The sequence below is a fragment of the Streptomyces sp. NPDC058240 genome (assembly GCF_042882135.1).
Classification (GTDB): domain Bacteria; phylum Actinomycetota; class Actinomycetes; order Streptomycetales; family Streptomycetaceae; genus Streptomyces.
This window is the reverse complement of the sequence record NZ_JBHVWT010000021.1, coordinates 1-17,669: the sequence shown is the minus strand read 5'-3', so window position 1 is coordinate 17,669 and position 17,669 is coordinate 1. Positions and strand designations below refer to the sequence as shown.

Sequence of the window (17,669 nt, the reverse complement as noted above, 5' to 3'; positions counted from 1 at the left end):
AGTTACTTTACGGCGTAAGGAGTCGCAAGTGGTGGTCTTTGCCGGACAGGGCGACGCCCGTCGTTCGATGTCCCTGCTGTGGCGCGCCGACCGTCCGGAGCAGCGCGGCCGGCGCCCCGGCCCCGGCCCCAGGCCGGGGCTGAGCGTCGACGCGATCGTGACCGCCGCGATCACCGTCGCGGACGAGAACGGCATGGCCGCGCTGTCGATGCGCGCGGTGGGCGAGCGGCTCGGCCGTACCGCGATGGCGCTCTACACCTACGTTCCCAGCAAGAGCGAGTTGCTGGACCTGATGTACGACGCGGTCCACGCCGAGCTGCCCACGGAGTACGACGACACCGGCAACTGGCGTACGGGGCTGACCGACTGGGCGCGGGACAGGCTCGAATTCCACCTCCGCCACCCCTGGGTGCTCCAGGTCTCCCAGGCCCGCCCGGTCCTCGGCCCGCACGAGTACGCAGGGCTGGACACCCTGGTGCGTCTGCTGAACGCGACCGGGCTCGAAGCGCAGGTGCTGCGGCGGCTGGTCGGCACGCTGTCCCACTTCGTCCGCGGCTGCGCCGGGACGGTCGCCGAGGCGCGGCAGGCAGCGGCGGTGACGGGCGAGTCGGACGAGGAGTGGTGGTTCGCCCGCTCGGCGCTGCTGCGTGAGGTGGCCCCCGACTTCGCGGACCGCTATCCGAGCCTGACCGCGATGGAGACCGGGTCCGCCCCGCAGCCACCGGCCCCGGCGCCGGCGTCCGGCGAGGAGGCGGTGCCGTATCCGGAGCGGGAGGCGCGGGAGACGTTCGATGTCGGGCTCGGGGTGCTGCTCGACGGGATCGAGGCGGCGGTCCGGCGCACGACGGCGCCATGAACCGCCCATCGCGAACCATGAATTGTGTACTGCGGACGGCGAATTGCGAACCGTGAACCGTGAATCGCCGCCACGGCACCCGGTGGAGGGCATCGCGGCGGCGACGGGTTCACGAGATCACGGCTTGGGCAGTGCACACCCCGCACGGTCGAGGTCGAACTTGTTGCCGGTGCCGATGCACGGCACGATGCCGTACGTCTCCTGGGCGTAGTTGATGCCCTCACGCACCGTCACATTGCCGCTCTCGTCGACCTCGCACGGGTTGTTGTCCGTGCACTCCTGACCGTCCTCGTTGCCGGTGTTGTTGACGGCGACGACCTTGCCGGTCGCGTTGTCGATCACCGGGGAGCCGGACGTACCGCCGATGGTCTGGCAGGCGGAGGTGTAGCGGACCGAGTCCTTCCAGGTCCACTCCCCTTCCTTGAGGCGGTAGACGAAGCCGTCGACGTTGCAGGCGTACGTGCGCTTCCAGTAGCCGGACACGACCGTGATCGCGGTGCCCTGGACCGGGTGCGCGGTGTTGAGCTCCAGCGCCTTGATGCCGTAGCTGCTCTCGATCTGGGCGTAGGTGCTGGTGAGTTCGTACACCGATATGTCGGTGTCGGTCATCGTCCCGTACGCGATCTTGCTCGCCCGCAGGGTTCCGACACCGCTGCCCGAGGCGTTCAGCAGGGTGAAGCTGCGGGTGGACGGCTGGTCGAACACGACTTCACCGGGGCCCGGGAATCCCGACTCCATGCAGTGCCCGTTGGAGAGCACGAGCGCGTGGTCGCCGGGCTGGGAGTCGGGAGTGCGGACGACGGAGCCGGAACAGTTGCTGAGCGCCACGGTCCCGGCGAAGTTGACCGCCTTGGGCCGGACCTTCTCCTTGACCGCGGTGGGCGACGCCGCTTCGTGGCCGGTTGACGCGGTTGCGGGCGCGACACCTGCCCCGAGGAGCAGGACAGCGAACAGCGCACCGACGAGAGGCTTCTTCATGTGGGGGTCCCCTCAAGTGACCTGGGCAGGGTCCTGATGGCCCCCGCCCACCGAAGTTCCCTTCGGATTGACATGTGCATGTTGGCGCACTGAAGGGGCCCCCACAAGGGGCGGTTTCAAGCCATCAGGCCCAGGGCCCGTCAGGCGGCGACCGGCTCCACCGGGATCCACAGCTCGGCCGAGGCCTCCCCCGCGACCGGCGACGGCCCGACGCGCAGGATCTCGGGACCGGGCCTGCTCCGGTACGGATTGGACGGGAACCACTGGGTGAACACGTCCCGCCACAGGTACTGGAGCGCCTCGGGGAAGGGCCCGGAGTTCTCGAAGACGGCCCAGGTGCCCGCCGCGACCACCAGCACGTCCAGGTCGTCGGGCGCGTCCGCACCGGTCACCACGGCGTGGTAATAGTCGAGCTCGGTCCCCTCCGCACGGCTCTCCGCGAGGTTGTCGCTCACCTGGACGATGCCCTCAGGCCGCTGATCGGACAGCGCCGCGATGCGCCCCACGGTCTCCTTGTCGATGCCCCGGACGAACTCGGCGATGGCCGGGTTGGCCCCCTCGTGCACGAGGGGAACCCGCGCCTTCCTGCCGACCACCCGGAACTCGTCCTTGGCCACGATCCGGTATTCCATACTGCTGCTGCCTTCGACCACGAGACGGAAGGACATCCGGGGCTGGGACCGCAGAACCGCACCGGCCCGCCGGGCCTCGCCCGGACCGACACCGTGCATGGCACGGAACGCCCGAGCGAACGCCTCGCCCGAGGAGTAGCCGTAGCGCACGGCGACCTCCAGCAGCGTCCGCTCCCCGTTCAGCACCTCGGCACCCGCGAGCGTCAGCCGCCTGCGCCGTACGTACTCCGACAGCGGCATCCCGGCCAGCGCGGAGAACATCCGCCGGAAGTGGTACTCCGACGTCATGGCGATCCGGGCCAGCGCGGCCGTCTCGATCTCCTGATCGAGACGGCACTCGATGTACTCCATGGCCTGGTTCAGCTTCTCCAGCACCCGGTCTCCTTCCCTCACGGACACTCACATTAGGAAGAATGCGCCCCGGTCCACCCGACACTCCGTGCCCGCTACGGTCGGGTCGGTCGCGGCGGCGCGCCGAAGCGGACCAGACAGTGCCAGACCTTCTTCAGCGACTGGAGGTCGTGGCGGCCGGAGCGGGCCGCGTCACCGATGATCCGCGGGTCGAGGACCCCGTTCTCGGCGATCTCGGCGCCGAGGTCGACGAACTCCGCTCCCCGGTAGTCGGGGTGGCGCCGCAACTGCTCGACGGTCAGCCGGAATCCCGCGTGCCACTCCGTGCGGCAGGGAAGCCGGCTGGCCGCCTCCTCGACCGGGGTGGACCGGTAGCAGGGATCGAGCACCAGGGCCTCCACATGGCGGTCGAGGACGACCGGGCCGTGGATCTGCGCCTCGATGTAGTCGTCGAGCGCGTCCCGGTCGTCGGCCTCGGCCAGCTCGATGAGATGCATGCCGGACGCGACGCCGAAGTCCACCGGCTCGGCCGCACTGTCCGGATAGCAGAACGTGGCACGCGGGAGGGTGTCCGCGGTCAGCCGGAAATGCGCGGAGCCGAATCTGGGAGCAGCCCCGACGGCGGCGGCACGGAAGTCCAACGCCCCGTAGACCGGCCGCTGTTCGCCCGGCACCCCGTCGTAGGCCCCGTCGAAGATCCGGCTCTCCCAACGCCATCTGTCCCCGCCCGGGTACGCCGTGAGACCGCCGTTGCCGGTGCCCGTCACGAACTGCGAGTGGTAGACGCCGTCCTGCGCCAGGGCGACCAGGACGGGCCGGCCCGCCGCCTCGCGGTCGGGGTGGAAGTTCAGCGTCAGCCGCAGCGAGGTGTCGAGCGGCCTCCCCGACGAGAGGGACGCGACATGGCCGAGGGCCCGGTCCTGAGGGGACGGGGTCGCAGACGGGGACGGATACGGGGACGGATACGCGGCCGGGGCCGGAGACCGCGGCGGGTCGTCGTGCGGCGGTGCGGTGCGGGGCATCAGGGCCTCACGGTCCGGGTGTCCGCCCGCGCCGCCTTCAGGACGTCGTAGCCGACGAAGTCGAACATCCGGTGCCCCGGGGCGAGTTCGCGCGGCTCACCGGTGAAGCGGTGTGCGCCGACGCCGTACCCCGCGTCCGGCTCGGACAGCCACCGGCGCTCGAAGCCGCGCTCCTCGAACCAGTCGCAGACCAGCGGCACCCGGTCGGGCGCGGCGCGGTTGCGGGTCCAGACGACGGTGCCGCCGGGCCCGCACAGCCGGGTGCAGATGTCGATGGTGCGCTCGATGTCGGCATCGACGACATTGCCGAACACACCGCAGACCAGCACGAGATCGGCCGGTGCCGGATCGAGATAGTGATCGGTGAGCGAGGCGTCGCCCGTCACCACCTCCACCCGTGTCAGCCCGGCCCTGCGGGCCGAATCCCGGGCCGCTGCGGTGTTCCCGGGGTCCAGCTCCACCAGTCGGGCCCGGACGTCGTCGCGCCGGGAGTGGTCCGCCAGTACGTCGATGAGGTCGCGGCCCTGACCGGCGCACACACTGATCGCGCGCAGCGGGCCGGGGGGTGCGGTGTCCAGGGCGTCCCGGATCCGGTCCTGGACGGCCCGCAGCCGCCGCGCCAACCATGAATCGGGGGTGTCGTACGCGTCGTGCCACGCCTGCCAGTCCATGGCGGGGACCCTACGACCGGGTCACCGGGCACGTCACGCGAGTTCTGCCGGGCCCGTCGCACCCGTACGACGGTTGCGGCCGCCACAGGGCTAAGCGGCCTCCGTCGCGGCCGCTTCCCTCGACAGCTGCACCGCCTGGCGCAGGCTCAGGCCCGGCTCGGCCCTGCGCAGTGCCTTGACCGCCGCGACCGCGTCGAGCGGACCCTGGTGGCCGCCCGCCCGGATCCGGCGCCCCGCCCAGCGGCCCCGCATCTCGGCGTCGGGTGCGCCGGCCGCGTCGGCGACCACGGCGAGGGCCCGTTCCAGGCCGGGGCGTTCCTCCGCGCCTGCGGTCTCCAGCGCCTGCCGCAGCGCCGCGCCGATGGCTTCCGCGTCGCGCACCACGAGCACGGCCATGTCCTGCTTCCCGTTTCCGATCATGCGGTCATGGTCCCCCGGGAGAGTCGCTTTCTCGCCCGAGTTGAGCCACATCTGAGGTACGCAGGAGGCACCTGGGTCCCGAGGACCCCTCTGTTCCGCCTTCCGCACCCGCATATCCCTCGGTCAAGCCGCGTGAGCTTCGAACCAGAGAGAGCCGAGGTCATGGCCGGGCGTGAGGCGCACATCGGCATCCAGGGCGGCCGCAAGGCTCCTGAGGAGTTCGATCGTCGGCTCTGTACCGCCCTCCTCGATGCACTCGATGTCGCCCTCCTCCATGCCGGTACGTCCGGCCAGCTCGGTCGCGCTGAGCCCAAGCGCGGTGCGGCGGTCATAGAGAGCCTTACCGAAGGCCAGGGCCTCTCGAATGGCAATCCGTTCCGGATCCTCCGTCCGGACGCCCGAGGCAATCCAGCGGCTGTGCTGTCCGGCCATCACGCTTTTCTCTCATACGTCGCGGACACCGCTTCATGATGCGTGCTTTCGCAGACTTTCGAAGTCGCACGGATCGCTCGTACGACGGTCAACCGAACGACGAGCCCATACGTCACGCCCGCACGCCCCGAACGCCTCCCGCGTCGTGGCGCATCTCACCCGTCCGTGTCCGTCACGCCCCTGTTCCACCGCATTCGAAGCCCCGTCGCCGTCCCCGCCCGGCGTTCCCACGGCGCCGGGCGGTGGGGGCATGGCGATGGAAGACGGGGAAGGCACCCGGGTGGTGCAACCGGAAGGGAAAGGCCGGGCAGCGCGCGGGGTGCGGTCGTAAGCTCCCAGACATGCAGGTCATCCAGTCCACGAAGCTCGCCAATGTCTGTTACGAAATCCGGGGCCCCGTGCTCGAGGAGGCGATGCGGCTGGAAGCAGCCGGTCACCGCATCCTCAAGCTGAACACCGGCAACCCTGCCGCGTTCGGGTTCGAGTGCCCGCCCGAGATTCTCGAGGACATACTGCGCAACCTCTCCGGGGCGCACGGCTACGGCGACGCGAAGGGGCTGCTGTCCGCGCGGCGGGCGGTGATGCAGCACTACCAGACCAAGGGGATCGAGCTCGACGTCGAGGACATCTACCTGGGCAACGGCGTCTCGGAGCTGATCCAGATGTCGATGCAGGCGCTGCTCGACGACGGCGACGAGGTCCTCGTACCGGCTCCGGACTATCCGTTGTGGACCGCTTCGGTGTCGCTGGCCGGCGGCACGGCCGTGCACTACCGGTGCGACGAGCAGGCCGACTGGATGCCGGACCTCGCCGACATCGAGCGGAAGATCACCGACCGCACCAAGGCCATCGTGATCATCAACCCGAACAACCCGACGGGTGCGGTGTACGACGACGAGATGCTGCGCGGGCTGACGGAAATCGCCCGGCGCCACAATCTGGTGGTCTGCTCCGACGAGATCTACGACCGGATCCTGTACGACGGGGCGACCCACACCCCGACCGCGACCATCGCGCCCGATCTGATGGTGCTCACCTTCAACGGGCTCTCCAAGAACTACCGGGTGGCCGGATACCGGTCGGGGTGGCTGGCGGTCTGCGGCCCGAAGGCGCACGCCTCCTCGTACATCGAGGGGCTGACGATCCTCGCCAATATGCGGCTGTGCGCCAATATGCCCTCGCAGCACGCCGTGGCCACCGCTCTGGGCGGGCGGCAGTCGATCGAGGACCTGGTGCTGCCGGGCGGGCGGATCCTGGAGCAGCGCGATGCGGCGTACGACCTGTTGACGCAGATTCCGGGCGTGACCTGTGTGAAGCCGAAGGGGGCGCTGTACCTCTTCCCGCGCCTCGACCCCAAGGTCTACAAGATCAAGGACGACCGGCAGATGGTGCTCGATCTGCTGCGGGCCGAGAAGATCATGGTCGTGCACGGTACCGGATTCAACTGGCCGGAGCCCGATCACTTCCGGGTCGTGACGCTGCCGTCGACCGAGGACCTGACGGACGCGGTGAGCCGGATCGCGCACTTCCTGGACGGGTACGGCCAGCCTTAGAGGCTGTCCCGACGATTTCACGGACACCAGAATCGATTGCGGATAACTTTAGACTGAATCCAAGGTAGGATGGTTCCACTGCAACACCAGGAGGCCATCCATGTACGAACCGATCCGCACCAAATCGGTCCACACACCGGCCGACCACGCCGACGACTTCCCGCACCGTTCCCGCGAGGAAGAGCTGGACATCCAGCTCGCCGGGCACCTGGCCGCACTCCTCGCGGTCACCGACGAGCTGGGCCCCGGCGAGGCGGGCGACCGCATCGCCGAGCAGGTCGCCAGGCTGCGCGGCGCGCCGCCCGCCCGGCACGCCGGCCGGACCGACGCACCCGCACCGGCGCTGCACCGCCGCGCCCACGCCCTCGCGGGCCGCGCGCTGGTGGTGGCCGCGTCCCGTGCCGACACGGCCGTCGCGATTCTCGCGGCCGAGCGCATGGACGCCCACACCGCGGCGCTCGCCGCCGCCCCCGCCGCCCCGACACGGCTGGTCGGCGCCCACTGACGGCCCCGGTCCACGTGCCGCAGAAGCGCGTGGGCCGGGTGCCACCCATCCCCGCAACGCGCGGGCAGCCGTTCCCGTCCCCGTTCCGCCTCCGTTGCGTACTGGGATGATTGCTTAACCTTCCGTCCACCCAACTCCGCCTGGAATGTGGGTTTCCGCGAGCAGGCTTCGCGTGTGAGACGCATCGTGGGAATCGTCCTGGCGGTGCTGCTGATCGGCGGAGTGGCAGTGGCCGTCGCAGCAGGCCGCGACAGCAGGGACAAGAGCACGGCAACGAAGACCGTGCGTGGAGTGATCGGTTCGGAGAAGGCCGAGTTCTTCGCCGATCCCGACGTGGTGAAGGCCCTTGCCGCCAAGGGACTCACCGTCAAGGCGGAGACATCCGGGTCCTGGGCCATGGACCAACTCCCCCTCAAGGGTTACGACTTCGCCTTCCCCGGCTCGAAGGCCCCGGCCGACGAACTGCAACGCGGTTCCGCCGTCAAGGGCGGCCCGCTCAGGCCCTTCTACTCTCCGCTGGTCGTCGTCGCGCACCGCGCCGCCGCGCAGGTCCTGGCGGACAACGGGCTCGTGACCCTGAGCGGAAAGTCCAGCGGCAAGCTGCTCATGGGGCCCTACCTCCGGGCCGCCCGCACGGACCGGACCTGGCAGCAGCTCGAAGGGGCGGAAAAACACGCCGAGTTGACCGGAACGGTGTTCATCACCAGCACCGACCCCGTCTCGTCCAACTCCGGCGCCCTCTACCTCGCCGCCGCCTCGTACGTGGCCGACGGCGGCCGGGTCGCCGCGGACGAGGCCGCGATCGACCGCACCGCACCGCTGCTGAGGAAACTGATCCAGGTGCAGGGGGCGCAGCAGACCAGCAGCGACGCCCCGTTCCGGGACTTCATCAGCGGGGTCGGCAATCCGCTGGTGCTGGTGTACGAGTCGCAGGTCGCCTCGCTGCTGATGCAGCGGCAGGACGCCGGGGACCTGGTCCTCCTCTACCCCGACACCACCGTATCCAGCGACCACACCCTCGTGCCGCTGACCGGGACCGGCCGACGGCTGGGCGAACTGCTCTCCACCGACCCGGAGTTGCGCAAGCTCGTCGTACGGCACGGCTTCCGTCCCCAGGGCGCCGCGGCCGAGTTCACCGCGGCCACCGCCGGCCACACCGACTACATCGACCAACAGCTGACCGGTGTCCGCCAGGCGCCCGTGCCCACCGCCACGGTGCTGCGCGCGATGGCCCGGCGGACCCGCGGCTGACGACACACGCTCCCTGGAGACCCCAGCCATGACCGAAGAGCCGCAACCGCTCGCCCTCACCCCGCCGGGCGACTCCGCCCCGCCGCTCGTCCTGACCGCGCCGGAGCCGGTCGCCCCGGTCCGTGCCGAGCAGGCCGCCGGTCTCGTACCGGTCGACGAGTCGGTACGGACGGAGATGACGCGCCGCGCCACCGAGTACGTCGGCGGCCTCGCCGGGCTCGATGCCCGGTCGCCCGAATTCACCACCCGGATCGGGGAGATCGCCGCACTCGGGCAGGGCGACATCCGCAGTGCCGCCCAGCAGTCCAACCGGATGCTGGACCGCACCGTCCGTTCGCTGGCCGGGTCCGGGTCAGGGGGCGTGGACGCGCAGACCCGGGTCGGCTCGTCCCTGGTCGAGCTGCGCCGCACCGTCGAGGACCTCGACCCGCGCGACACCCCGGGCCGCGGTGCCCGTCGGCTGCTGGCCAGGCTTCCCGGCGGCAACAAGCTCCGCGACCACGTCGCCAAGTACGCCTCCTCCCAGGCCACCCTGAACCGGATCGTGGGCTCGCTGCGCGGCGGGCAGGACGAGTTGCGCCGCGACAACGCCGCCCTGCACACCGAGCGCACCCGGCTCTGGGAGACCATGGGCAAGCTCCAGGAGTACGTCGTGCTCACCGAGGCGCTGGACGGCGCCGTCGAGCAGCGCATCGCGCAGGCCGCGGCCACCGACCCGGCGCAGGCGGACGCGCTGCGGGCCGATGTGCTCTTCCCCGTGCGACAGAAGCACCAGGACCTGCTGACCCAGCTCGCGGTCTGCGCGCAGGGGTACCTCGCGATGGATGTCGTACGGCGCAACAACGACGAGCTCATCAAGGGCGTCGACCGGGCCGCGACCACCACCGTCTCCGCCCTGCGGATCGCCGTGATGCTCGCCTCGGCGCTGGAGAGCCAGCGCAAGGTGACCGAGCAGGTGCAGGTGCTGCGCTCCACGACCGAGGACCTGATCCGCGGCAACGCGGAGATGCTGGCCGGCCAGAGCGGCGAGATCCAGCGCATCGCGGCCGATCCGGCGGTGGGCGCGGAGACGCTGCGCACCGCGTTCCAGCAGATCTACCGGACCCTCGACGCCATCGACACGTACAAGGTGCAGGCCACCGAGTCGATGGCAACGACCGTGGAGTCGCTGACCGCCGAACTCCAGCAGGCCAGTGCCCATTTGGAACGCAGCCGGTCGGCCGGCCCGCTCGACGGCGGGGGGCTCGGATGACGGGCCTCCCCCGGCGACGGCTGAGACGGCTGCGGCGCCGGGTCGCCCGTTCGCTCGTCGCGCTGCTGGCCGTCGCCGTGCTCGCCCCGCTCGCCGGCTGCTCCGGGTCGGACGACGGCTCGTCCGGCGGGGCGTCCGGCGGGCCGGAGAAGGACGACGGCAGACCGCGGGCCGGCACGCTGCGGGTCCTGGCATCCAGTGAACTCGCCGATATGAAGCCCCTGTTGGAACAGGCCAGGGAGGCCACCGGAATCACCGTGCGGCCCACCTGGACCGGCACCCTGGACGCCGTCGAACTGCTCGGCTCCGGGAAGGCGGACGGAGCCTACGACGCGGTCTGGCTGTCGTCGAACGACTATCTGCGGCTGCACCCGGACGCGGCGAGGCGCATCACCTCGGAGACTCCGCTGATGGCGTCGCCGGTCGCCCTCGGGGTCCGCCCGGCGACCGTGCGGCGGCTGGGCTGGCAGCCTTCGGACGTGACCTGGTCGCAGGTGCACCGGGCGGTCGCCGAGGGCCGGCTGACGTACGGAATGACCGATCCGGACCGTTCCAACTCCGGTTTCTCCGCGCTGGTCTCGGTCGCCTCCGCACTCTCGGGCGCCCAGTCCGCGCTGACCGACGCCGATGTCCGCGGGGCGAGCGGAAAGCTGACGGAGTTCTTCGCGGGGCAGCGGCTGACCTCCGGCTCCTCGGGCTGGCTGGCCACCGCGTACGCCCGGCGCGGCACCGTCGACGCGCTGATCAACTACGAGTCGGTGCTGCTCTCGCTGAACCGCGACAGCCACTCCGGGCTGACCGTGATCCGCCCCCGCGACGGGGTGGTGACGGCCGACTACCCGCTCAGCGCGCTCACCGCCGCCGCTCCGGACGCCAAGGACTCGGTCCGCGTGCTGACGGAGTACTTCCGGACCCCGGCCGTCCAGCGGAAGCTGACCCGGGACACCTTCCGCCGCCCGGTCGTGCCCTCGGTACGGCCCGCGGTGCCGCTCGCCGCCGACGCGCGCCGCGAACTGCCGTTCCCCGGCTCGCGATCCGTCGCCGACGGGCTGCTCCACAGCTACGAGAACAAGCTCCGCCGGCCCTCACGCACCGTGTACGTGCTGGACACCTCCGGCTCGATGGCAGGGGAGCGGCTGAAGGCGCTGAAGGCGGCCCTGACCGGGCTGACCGGGGACTTCCGGGAACGGGAGGAGGTCACGCTGCTGCCGTTCGGCTCGTCGGTGAAGCAGGTCCGTACGCACACGGTCGACCCCGCCGATCCGCAGCGGGGCCTGGCGGCGATCAAGGCGGACACCGCCGCGCTGACGGCCGGTGGCGAGACGGCGATCTATTCGAGTCTGAAGTCGGCCTACGAGCAGATCGGCGACGGCACCGAGTCCGCGTTCACCTCGATCGTGCTGATGACGGACGGCGAGAACACGGCGGGCGACACGGCCGGCGGATTCGCCTCCTACTACCGCGCACTCCCGGCCGCGCGGCGGGTCACACCGGTCTTCCCGGTCGTCTTCGGCGACTCGGACCGCCAGGAGCTGGACCGGATCGCCGAACTGACCGGCGGCCGGCTCTTCGACGCGACGAAGGAGCAGGGCCCCGGCTCCCTGGACGGCGCATTCGAGGAGATCCGTGGATACCAGTAGACCGCCCGGCGGTCCGGGAGGCAGGCCCACGAACAGGGTCCTGGCGTATGTCGAGTCGCGGAAGAACCTCACCGGGAGCGCCTGCGGGATCGCCGGCCTCGCCCTCACCTTCACCGGGCTCGCGGGGGCGTACTGGCCGGTGGTGGTCCTCGGGCTGTACGGCGCGGGCGCGCTGATCGCCCCGCCCGAACGGCCGCCGGTCCCGGTCTTCCCCGACCCGTCGACCCAGCTGGACGCGCTGCGCACCGACTACCGCGCGCTGTGCGGGTATCTGGACGAGGTCGAGCTGCCGCCCGCCGCGTCCGGCCGGCTCACCGAACTGACGGACCTGCTCGACGGGCTGCTCGCCCCCGGACCGGTGGCCGAGTCCCTGGCCGCCGACCCGGAGGGCATCCACGTCCTGGCACGTGCCGTGCGCCAGGACATCCTGGAGTCGGTCGACGCGTTCGTACGGATCCGCCCGTGGACGCGGATGGTTCCGGGCACGGAACCGCCCGAGCGCCATCTGGAACAGCAGCTGACGCTGTTGCACCGGGAGGTCGAGGCGCTGGCCACGGCACTGCGGGAGGCGGAGGCGCGGCGCCAGCAGACCCATACGCGCTATCTGGAGGACCGGGGACGGAACGGGTAGTGCCCGTTCCGGCCCGCGGGCCGCGGTTCCAGGGGTTTACGGGCGACTCCCGTCAGCTGCGTACCCGTACCGTCGCCGACGCCGTCGATCCGCTGTGCAGGGCGTCACCGGCGCAGCCGACCTGGTACGTCACCTGGCCGGTGGCGCGGGGCAGGTCGTCGATGGTGAACGTGCCGTCGGCGGCGACGGCGGCCGAGGTCAGCGTGCCGGTGCCCTTCCGGTCGGTGCGCACCACGGACAGGGTGATCCCGGCGGGCAGCACCCGCCCCTGGCCGGTCAGGGTGCCGGTGATCGTCAGCCCGGCGCTCTTCGTCGTCTCCGCCGGGGCGGTGAGGGCGATGATGGTCGGGGCCTTGTCGACCGCGACGGTGAGCGAGGTGTCCTCGGCCGGGCGGTGGGTGAGGTCACCGGTGAACGAGACGGTGTAGGTGGCGTCGCCGATCAGCAACGGGACGTCGAGGACGGTGAACGATCAGTCGGCGTCGACCTCGACGGGGGCGAGCCTGCGGTCGCCGTTCGCGTCGTGCCGTACCACCGTCACCCCGACCGGTTCGGCGGGCGCGGGCCCGTCCAGCTCCAGCCGGCCCCTGATCCCGACCGGTTCGCCGACGACGGGCCGGCCCGGGGCAGTGGAGAGCGCGCCGGTGAAGCGGGAGTCGTACTGGGCGGCCGGGGGCTGGATGACATGCATCCAGTACTCGTTGCCGGAGGTGTTGGCGGTGACGGCGAACAGCCGCGAGCCGTCCTTCGACCAGCCGAGCCCGCGCGGTGCGATCCGGTCCCCGTCGAGCGCGCCCTCGAAGGCGAACTCCAGCGGGGCCGTACCGGCCGCCGGGTCGGCCGGCTGCACGAGCAGGTCGGCCGTGCTCCCGGTCGCGGCGGCGCCCCGCGCTATGTAGGTGCCGTCGCCGTTGAAGGCGACGGTGGACGCCGCGGCCCCCTCGGGGAGCGGCTGGTACCCGGCCGGTGCGTCGGACAGGTCGGCGGCCTCCAGCAGCCGGGTGCCGTACGCGGCGTCGGCGACGGCGATCCGCCGGCCGTCGGGGGACTGCGCCACGTCCTTCATGTCGAGCGCGCCCCGGCCCTCGGCGTCCGCGAAGCGGCGCTCCGGCCCGCGTACGAGCGTGTCGCCGCTCGCGTCGAGCGTGGTGATGGAAGGGGTCGGCCTCGCCGGTGCTGCGGCTCTGCGCCATCACGATGCGGTCGGGGTTTCGGAGCCGCTCGTCAGCCGCAGCCGGCCCGCCGCGTTCCATCCGGCGTTGGTGGACCGGTCACCCGCCGTGCCGTACAGCCAGGTCTGGCGATTGTCGCATTCGGTCGTGAGGTACGGCGTCTCGGTGTGCCACTCCTTGCCGCCCGCGAAGGCGATGCCGCGCGGGCAGGGCACGTCGTACGCGGTGTACGTGAAACCGGTACGCTCCTGCGTCGCGGTGTCGAACGCGAGGATGCCCGAGGACTGCGAGACGTGGAGCGTGCCGTTGTCCGCGCTCAGGGCCATCCCGGACGGCGCGGAGCCGGTGGGCAGCGAACCCACCTTCTGGCCCTGAAAGTTGTAGACGTGGACCTGGTTCCCGTACTGGTTCCGGCGGTCGTCCGTGATGCAGACCCTCTCATGCACCGAGTCGACGACCATCGCCGAGTACGACGGGATAGGCAGCTTGGCCACGGTGTCACCGACCACCGGGCCGTCGGCCGCGAGGGCGGCGGGTGGCGCGAGGGCGGTGAGCCCCGCGGTGCCGAGTGTCAGCGCGGTCAGTGTCGCCGCGATACGTCGATGGTGCCGGTTCTTCCTCAGCTGAGTCCCCCACAGGCTCTGTCGGCCTCCGTCCGACCGAGCCGGAGGTGGCGTGAAGAAACATCGAAGCGTTGTGGAGGTCCTGTGCGCAAGCCTCGGGTGATCTTCGGATGTTCGCCGCGAAAGGACGGGAAAGGGGCGGGAGAGAGGCGGCCCCCGGAATCGTGAGGGGATTCCGGGGGCCGTACCGCGGCGGGCTGTTGACCCCACAGGTCAGGGTGGATGTCCGGGGCCCCGTGCAAGAGGAGGCGATGCCGCTGAAAGCGGCCGGTCAGCGGGTATGGCCAGCCCTGACAGGGGCATCCGCGCGCCGGGCACCAGACCCCTGGTCGCGCTCCTCGCGGTTTCCGACCAGCCGCGCCTCGGCCGGGCGGGGTTTGGCAGCGGGCGTCCCCACCCTGGCACACGGAATGGCGCTGCGACCAACGGCACGCAGCGCCATTCCGTCACGGCGGATCCCGTTGTCAGACCGACTCCAGCAGCGCCGTGTAGGCGCCTTCGGCACTCCTGCCTTCCGCGGTCCCATGAGGGGTGTGGGCGAGGAACTCCGCAGCCGTCCCGCTGAGCACAAGTCGCCCAGCTGCCAGAACCGACACGTGGTCCGCCTCCTCGGCAAGATCGGCCACGTCGTGGGTGGACATCAGGACCCTGACGTCCCCTCTGAGACTCGCCAGCAAGTCCCGGAAGACGCGCCGCTGGCGCGGATCCATGCCCGCCGTCGGCTCGTCCAGCAGGAGCACCTTCGCCTCATGGACGAGAGCGCAGGCCACCCCCACCCTGCGCAACTGACCTCCGGAGAGCCTGTCCGTCCTCTCTTTCGACAGTTCGGTCATCTCCACCCGGGCCAGCGCCTGCGGAGCCTGACTCCACGCACTGTGCCGGTCCATCCCCTTCAGCCACCCCACATAGGCGACGTACTCCCGCGCCGTGAGGGAGGGAAGTGGGGTGATGGTCTGGGGCATCCACGCCACCGCGCGGCGGTACTCCTTCGACCGTGCGGAAACGCTGCCGAAGGTCACCGTCCCATTGCGGGGAGAGGTGACTGCGGCAGCGAGTCTCAACAAGGTTGACTTCCCTGCGCCATTGGGCCCGAGGAGAATCGTCAGCCCGTCCGGAAGCCGGTAGTCGAAATCGGTGAGCACGGGACGCCGACGACGCCCGTAGCCATAGGTGCAGGATTCCAGTACGACGGTCATGCGGGCCTCCGCGGGAAGAAGACATGGGCGGCGATGCCGACGGCGAGCATCAGCGCGGCCCCGGTGGTGGCGTACCAGGTGTGAGGCGGTTCGAGCAGCACGGTCCACGGGTACGGATCGCCTGGTCCGCGCAGCCCGAACATGATGACCACCAGCGGCCACACGGTGGGCATGAGGACGGCGGAGCTTCCGAACAGTGCACCGCACAGCAGGGTGAGCCCGACCAGGAAGGCTGTGTTGCGGTCCAGGTTCCGAGCGGCGTGGGAGCCGGTCACTGAGGCCAGGGCTGAGCCGGCCGCAACTGTGAGCGCAACCACGCCGAGTGCGAGCAGAGCATCGTAGAGACGGACCGCCCGGATGCCCGAATCCTCGGCCGCACCAAGCCTGGACTGCAGGCAGTTGAAGAGTACCGCCGCCAGGATTAGCGGCACGAAGATCATGCCCTGCACCGCCTCCGAACCGCTCAGAGTGAGGGAGGGCAGGGCTACCGGGCCATCCTGAATGACTGCCGCAAGCAGGACGAACAGCAGAAATCCGACCGGGAGGTGGGTATGGACCCTGCGGGCCTTCAGCCACCACATCATGTCGCCTTCTCGCACGCCGAAGCCAGGGTCTGCCGGTACCAGCTCGTCTGCCGCTCGGGACTCATGGCGAGAACGTCACCTACCCGCGACTGCAGTCGGTTGCGGGGCTTCGCGGTGAAGTCCGGCTCGGTGGCGAGACGCTGGAGGTATGCGTCTCCCTGGCCCACCCTCATGGACACCCAGTAGTACACGAGACGGGCGCGACCGGTCGCAGGCTCCGCACAGTCGAAACGGACCGCCGCGCGGGCGACGTGATAGCGCGTCGTGCCGGTGGCATGGCTGGCCGCCAGGGGGAGCTGCCAGGCGGTGGCAGTGGACCGCTTCTGGTATCGAATAGCGGCAAGAGTGTCGGTCATCGACACGGGGCGGGCGTCGACCCCTGCCTCCCGGAGAGCGCGCAAGGCGCCGCCCACGTCCTTGCGCAGGGAGGGAAGCGCCTGGGCGTAGAACGTCGGCGTGCAGATACTAGGGGCCTCGCCGGCACAGGACATTTCCCCGTGGCCGACGCTCCGGGGCGCGATATAGCTCCAGTCCTTCACCATGGAGTACGCGCCACCGACGCTTGCCAGCGCCAGCACACCCGCAACCGAGGTCCTCAGCCAGCGCCAACGCGTGCCCGACCAGAGCAGAGCCACCCCTGCGGCAACCCCGAGGGCAAGCAGAAGGGGCGCTACGATCGAGGTCGCCGTGGGTAGTTCACCGAACATCAGCTTGCCCGTGTAGAGGCCAGAGAGATGCCGAGGCCATGGCAACTCCAGGGCCACAGACCAGCCGACGGCCAGAAAGTCGACGACGGCGACCACCGGGACCACGGCGATGTGCCGCACCCGGACCCCCATGGCAAACCCGATCACGGCATGGGCCACACAGAGCACCATGCCGAACACCACGATCCCAAATCCCCATAGATTCAAGGGAGTTCCTGTCTGAACCAGCGCCCATACCGTAGGCATGAGCGTCGCCAGCCAGGCCAGCACAACCACGGGGGCAAGGCTGTGCGCGGCAATGGTGTAGCGGGAGCGCACGGCCCCCCACTGCCAGATGTCCGCCCTGCCCAGCCTGCGCGCCTCCCAGGCGCCCAGCGCCGCGGCGACCGCATAGGACACGGGCAGCAGATTACGCTGCACCGCGTCGACGACAGTGGGCGCGTACCCGAGTGGATCGAGCCGCAGATCGTCACGGATGTCGGTGAAGTAGTAAGCGAACATGAGCAGCAACACGACTGGCGCGACGCGCATCGCGCTGCTGGACCGGATTCGGGTGAGCGGTTTCAACAGGTTCCTCGTCGAAGGTTCGGGACCGGACGAAGCGTGGCGCCCCCCGATGGGGAGCACCACGCTTCAGCACGAAGGTCAGCCGTCGGCCTTGGTGGTGTCGACGTAGACCACGCTCACGTTCAGCAGACAACAACTGCCGCCCTGGCCTATGTTGTCTGTCTCGAAGAAGAAGTCCTGTTCCACGGGCAGGCCCGTCCACTCACCGGCGCTCACCGAAGTGCTGCCGTTGAAACAGTTGGTGTAAGTCTTGGCGCCGTAGAAGTCGTTCGCCGAGAGGGCGTCGTAGTCCCAGAGCTTGACGTCCACCTTGTGGGTCGTGGCGTACTGGTCCGTGCACCCCTTGAAACGGATTTCGGAGTAGCTCTCGTCGGCCCACTTGCGGGACGTCCCACCATCCGTCCAAGAAGTTATGCTGCTCTGCCAATTCGCCCAGGCACCAGGAGCCATCGCGAGTAGCGCAGCGGCCGTGACGCCGAGCACCGCGGAAACACGCTGGACAGATCTACCCGACATTCAAATCATCCACATCCCCGTTATGTTTTTCGCGGTCCTGCAAGAGGGCCGCTGGCCTCCGGGCCCGGCATGACTGTGTCCCCCTGTCGAACGGATGACCTGGGGGGTGG

The 17,669-nt window shown here is 70.3% G+C and carries 20 protein-coding genes; 7 read left to right on the top strand and 13 right to left on the bottom strand.

Annotated elements, in window-relative coordinates; translation table 11 throughout:
* Positions 1–28: 28 nt before the first annotated feature.
* Entirely contained in the window at positions 29–856 is an 828-nt protein-coding gene (locus ACFVX4_RS27145) for a TetR/AcrR family transcriptional regulator (RefSeq protein WP_389981696.1), read from the top strand.
* Between the two features lie 117 nt (positions 857–973).
* Here the strand turns inward: ACFVX4_RS27145 and ACFVX4_RS27140 are convergent, their stop codons facing one another.
* The 6 genes from ACFVX4_RS27140 to ACFVX4_RS27115 all read right to left on the bottom strand — a co-directional run bounded on the left by ACFVX4_RS27140 (position 974) and on the right by ACFVX4_RS27115 (position 5,362).
* On the bottom strand, positions 974–1,834 hold the full coding sequence (locus ACFVX4_RS27140; protein ID WP_389981693.1) for a serine protease: 861 nt from the start codon (positions 1,832–1,834) through the stop codon (positions 974–976).
* A gap of 140 nt (positions 1,835–1,974) precedes the next feature.
* A complete protein-coding gene (locus ACFVX4_RS27135) occupies positions 1,975–2,841 on the bottom strand; it encodes a GyrI-like domain-containing protein (protein ID WP_389981691.1) in 867 nt (288 codons plus the stop codon).
* 71 nt (positions 2,842–2,912) lie between these two features.
* Positions 2,913–3,839, bottom strand: coding sequence for a DUF3626 domain-containing protein (locus ACFVX4_RS27130; protein ID WP_389981689.1), 927 nt, complete (start codon positions 3,837–3,839; stop codon positions 2,913–2,915).
* Positions 3,839–4,510 carry a class I SAM-dependent methyltransferase gene (locus ACFVX4_RS27125; protein WP_389981687.1) on the bottom strand — a complete coding sequence of 224 codons (672 nt, stop codon included), beginning with the start codon at positions 4,508–4,510 and terminating at the stop codon, positions 3,839–3,841. The genes ACFVX4_RS27130 and ACFVX4_RS27125 overlap by 1 nt, the downstream gene beginning before the upstream one ends.
* 90 nt (positions 4,511–4,600) lie before the next feature.
* Entirely contained in the window at positions 4,601–4,930 is a 330-nt protein-coding gene (locus ACFVX4_RS27120; protein ID WP_389981685.1) for a hypothetical protein, read from the bottom strand.
* A 123-nt stretch (positions 4,931–5,053) separates the two neighbouring features.
* Positions 5,054–5,362, bottom strand: a complete 309-nt coding sequence (locus ACFVX4_RS27115) for a helix-turn-helix domain-containing protein (RefSeq protein ID WP_389981683.1) — start codon at positions 5,360–5,362, stop codon at positions 5,054–5,056.
* 341 nt (positions 5,363–5,703) lie between these two features.
* Here ACFVX4_RS27115 and ACFVX4_RS27110 point away from each other — a divergent pair, with 341 nt between their 5' ends.
* The 6 genes from ACFVX4_RS27110 to ACFVX4_RS27085 all read left to right on the top strand — a co-directional run bounded on the left by ACFVX4_RS27110 (position 5,704) and on the right by ACFVX4_RS27085 (position 12,194).
* Positions 5,704–6,915: a pyridoxal phosphate-dependent aminotransferase gene (locus ACFVX4_RS27110; RefSeq protein ID WP_266415026.1), complete on the top strand. Its 1,212-nt coding sequence runs from the start codon at positions 5,704–5,706 to the stop codon at positions 6,913–6,915.
* Between the two features lie 100 nt (positions 6,916–7,015).
* Complete coding sequence (locus ACFVX4_RS27105) at positions 7,016–7,420, top strand: hypothetical protein (RefSeq protein ID WP_389981681.1); 405 nt, start codon at positions 7,016–7,018, stop codon at positions 7,418–7,420.
* A gap of 147 nt (positions 7,421–7,567) precedes the next feature.
* On the top strand, positions 7,568–8,671 hold the full coding sequence (locus tag ACFVX4_RS27100) for a hypothetical protein (protein ID WP_389981679.1): 1,104 nt from the start codon (positions 7,568–7,570) through the stop codon (positions 8,669–8,671).
* Positions 8,672–8,699: 28 nt separating this feature from the next.
* Positions 8,700–9,923, top strand: coding sequence for a toxic anion resistance protein (locus tag ACFVX4_RS27095; protein WP_389981677.1), 1,224 nt, complete (start codon positions 8,700–8,702; stop codon positions 9,921–9,923).
* Positions 9,920–11,563, top strand: coding sequence for a substrate-binding domain-containing protein (locus ACFVX4_RS27090; protein WP_389981675.1), 1,644 nt, complete (start codon positions 9,920–9,922; stop codon positions 11,561–11,563). The genes ACFVX4_RS27095 and ACFVX4_RS27090 overlap by 4 nt, the downstream gene beginning before the upstream one ends.
* Positions 11,564–11,603: 40 nt before the next feature.
* Positions 11,604–12,194 (top strand): hypothetical protein, encoded by a 591-nt coding sequence (locus tag ACFVX4_RS27085; RefSeq protein ID WP_389981828.1) that lies wholly within the window; start codon positions 11,604–11,606, stop codon positions 12,192–12,194.
* Between the two features lie 52 nt (positions 12,195–12,246).
* On the opposite strand, the gene ACFVX4_RS27080 is transcribed toward ACFVX4_RS27085, so the two are convergent.
* The 7 genes from ACFVX4_RS27080 to ACFVX4_RS27050 all read right to left on the bottom strand — a co-directional run bounded on the left by ACFVX4_RS27080 (position 12,247) and on the right by ACFVX4_RS27050 (position 17,559).
* Entirely contained in the window at positions 12,247–12,642 is a 396-nt protein-coding gene (locus ACFVX4_RS27080) for a hypothetical protein (RefSeq protein WP_389981673.1), read from the bottom strand.
* Between the two features lie 24 nt (positions 12,643–12,666).
* A complete protein-coding gene (locus ACFVX4_RS27075) occupies positions 12,667–13,260 on the bottom strand; it encodes a hypothetical protein (RefSeq protein WP_389981671.1) in 594 nt (197 codons plus the stop codon).
* A gap of 126 nt (positions 13,261–13,386) precedes the next feature.
* A complete protein-coding gene (locus ACFVX4_RS27070; RefSeq protein ID WP_389981669.1) occupies positions 13,387–13,860 on the bottom strand; it encodes a YncE family protein in 474 nt (157 codons plus the stop codon).
* Positions 13,861–14,453: 593 nt separating this feature from the next.
* Positions 14,454–15,185 carry an ATP-binding cassette domain-containing protein gene (locus ACFVX4_RS27065; protein WP_389981667.1) on the bottom strand — a complete coding sequence of 244 codons (732 nt, stop codon included), beginning with the start codon at positions 15,183–15,185 and terminating at the stop codon, positions 14,454–14,456.
* Positions 15,182–15,769 (bottom strand): hypothetical protein, encoded by a 588-nt coding sequence (locus tag ACFVX4_RS27060; protein ID WP_389981665.1) that lies wholly within the window; start codon positions 15,767–15,769, stop codon positions 15,182–15,184. Before ACFVX4_RS27060 ends, ACFVX4_RS27065 begins: the two co-directional genes overlap by 4 nt.
* A complete protein-coding gene (locus ACFVX4_RS27055; protein WP_389981663.1) occupies positions 15,766–17,043 on the bottom strand; it encodes a hypothetical protein in 1,278 nt (425 codons plus the stop codon). The genes ACFVX4_RS27060 and ACFVX4_RS27055 overlap by 4 nt, the downstream gene beginning before the upstream one ends.
* A gap of 78 nt (positions 17,044–17,121) precedes the next feature.
* Entirely contained in the window at positions 17,122–17,559 is a 438-nt protein-coding gene (locus ACFVX4_RS27050; protein ID WP_389981661.1) for a hypothetical protein, read from the bottom strand.
* Between the last annotated feature and the right edge of the window lie 110 nt (positions 17,560–17,669).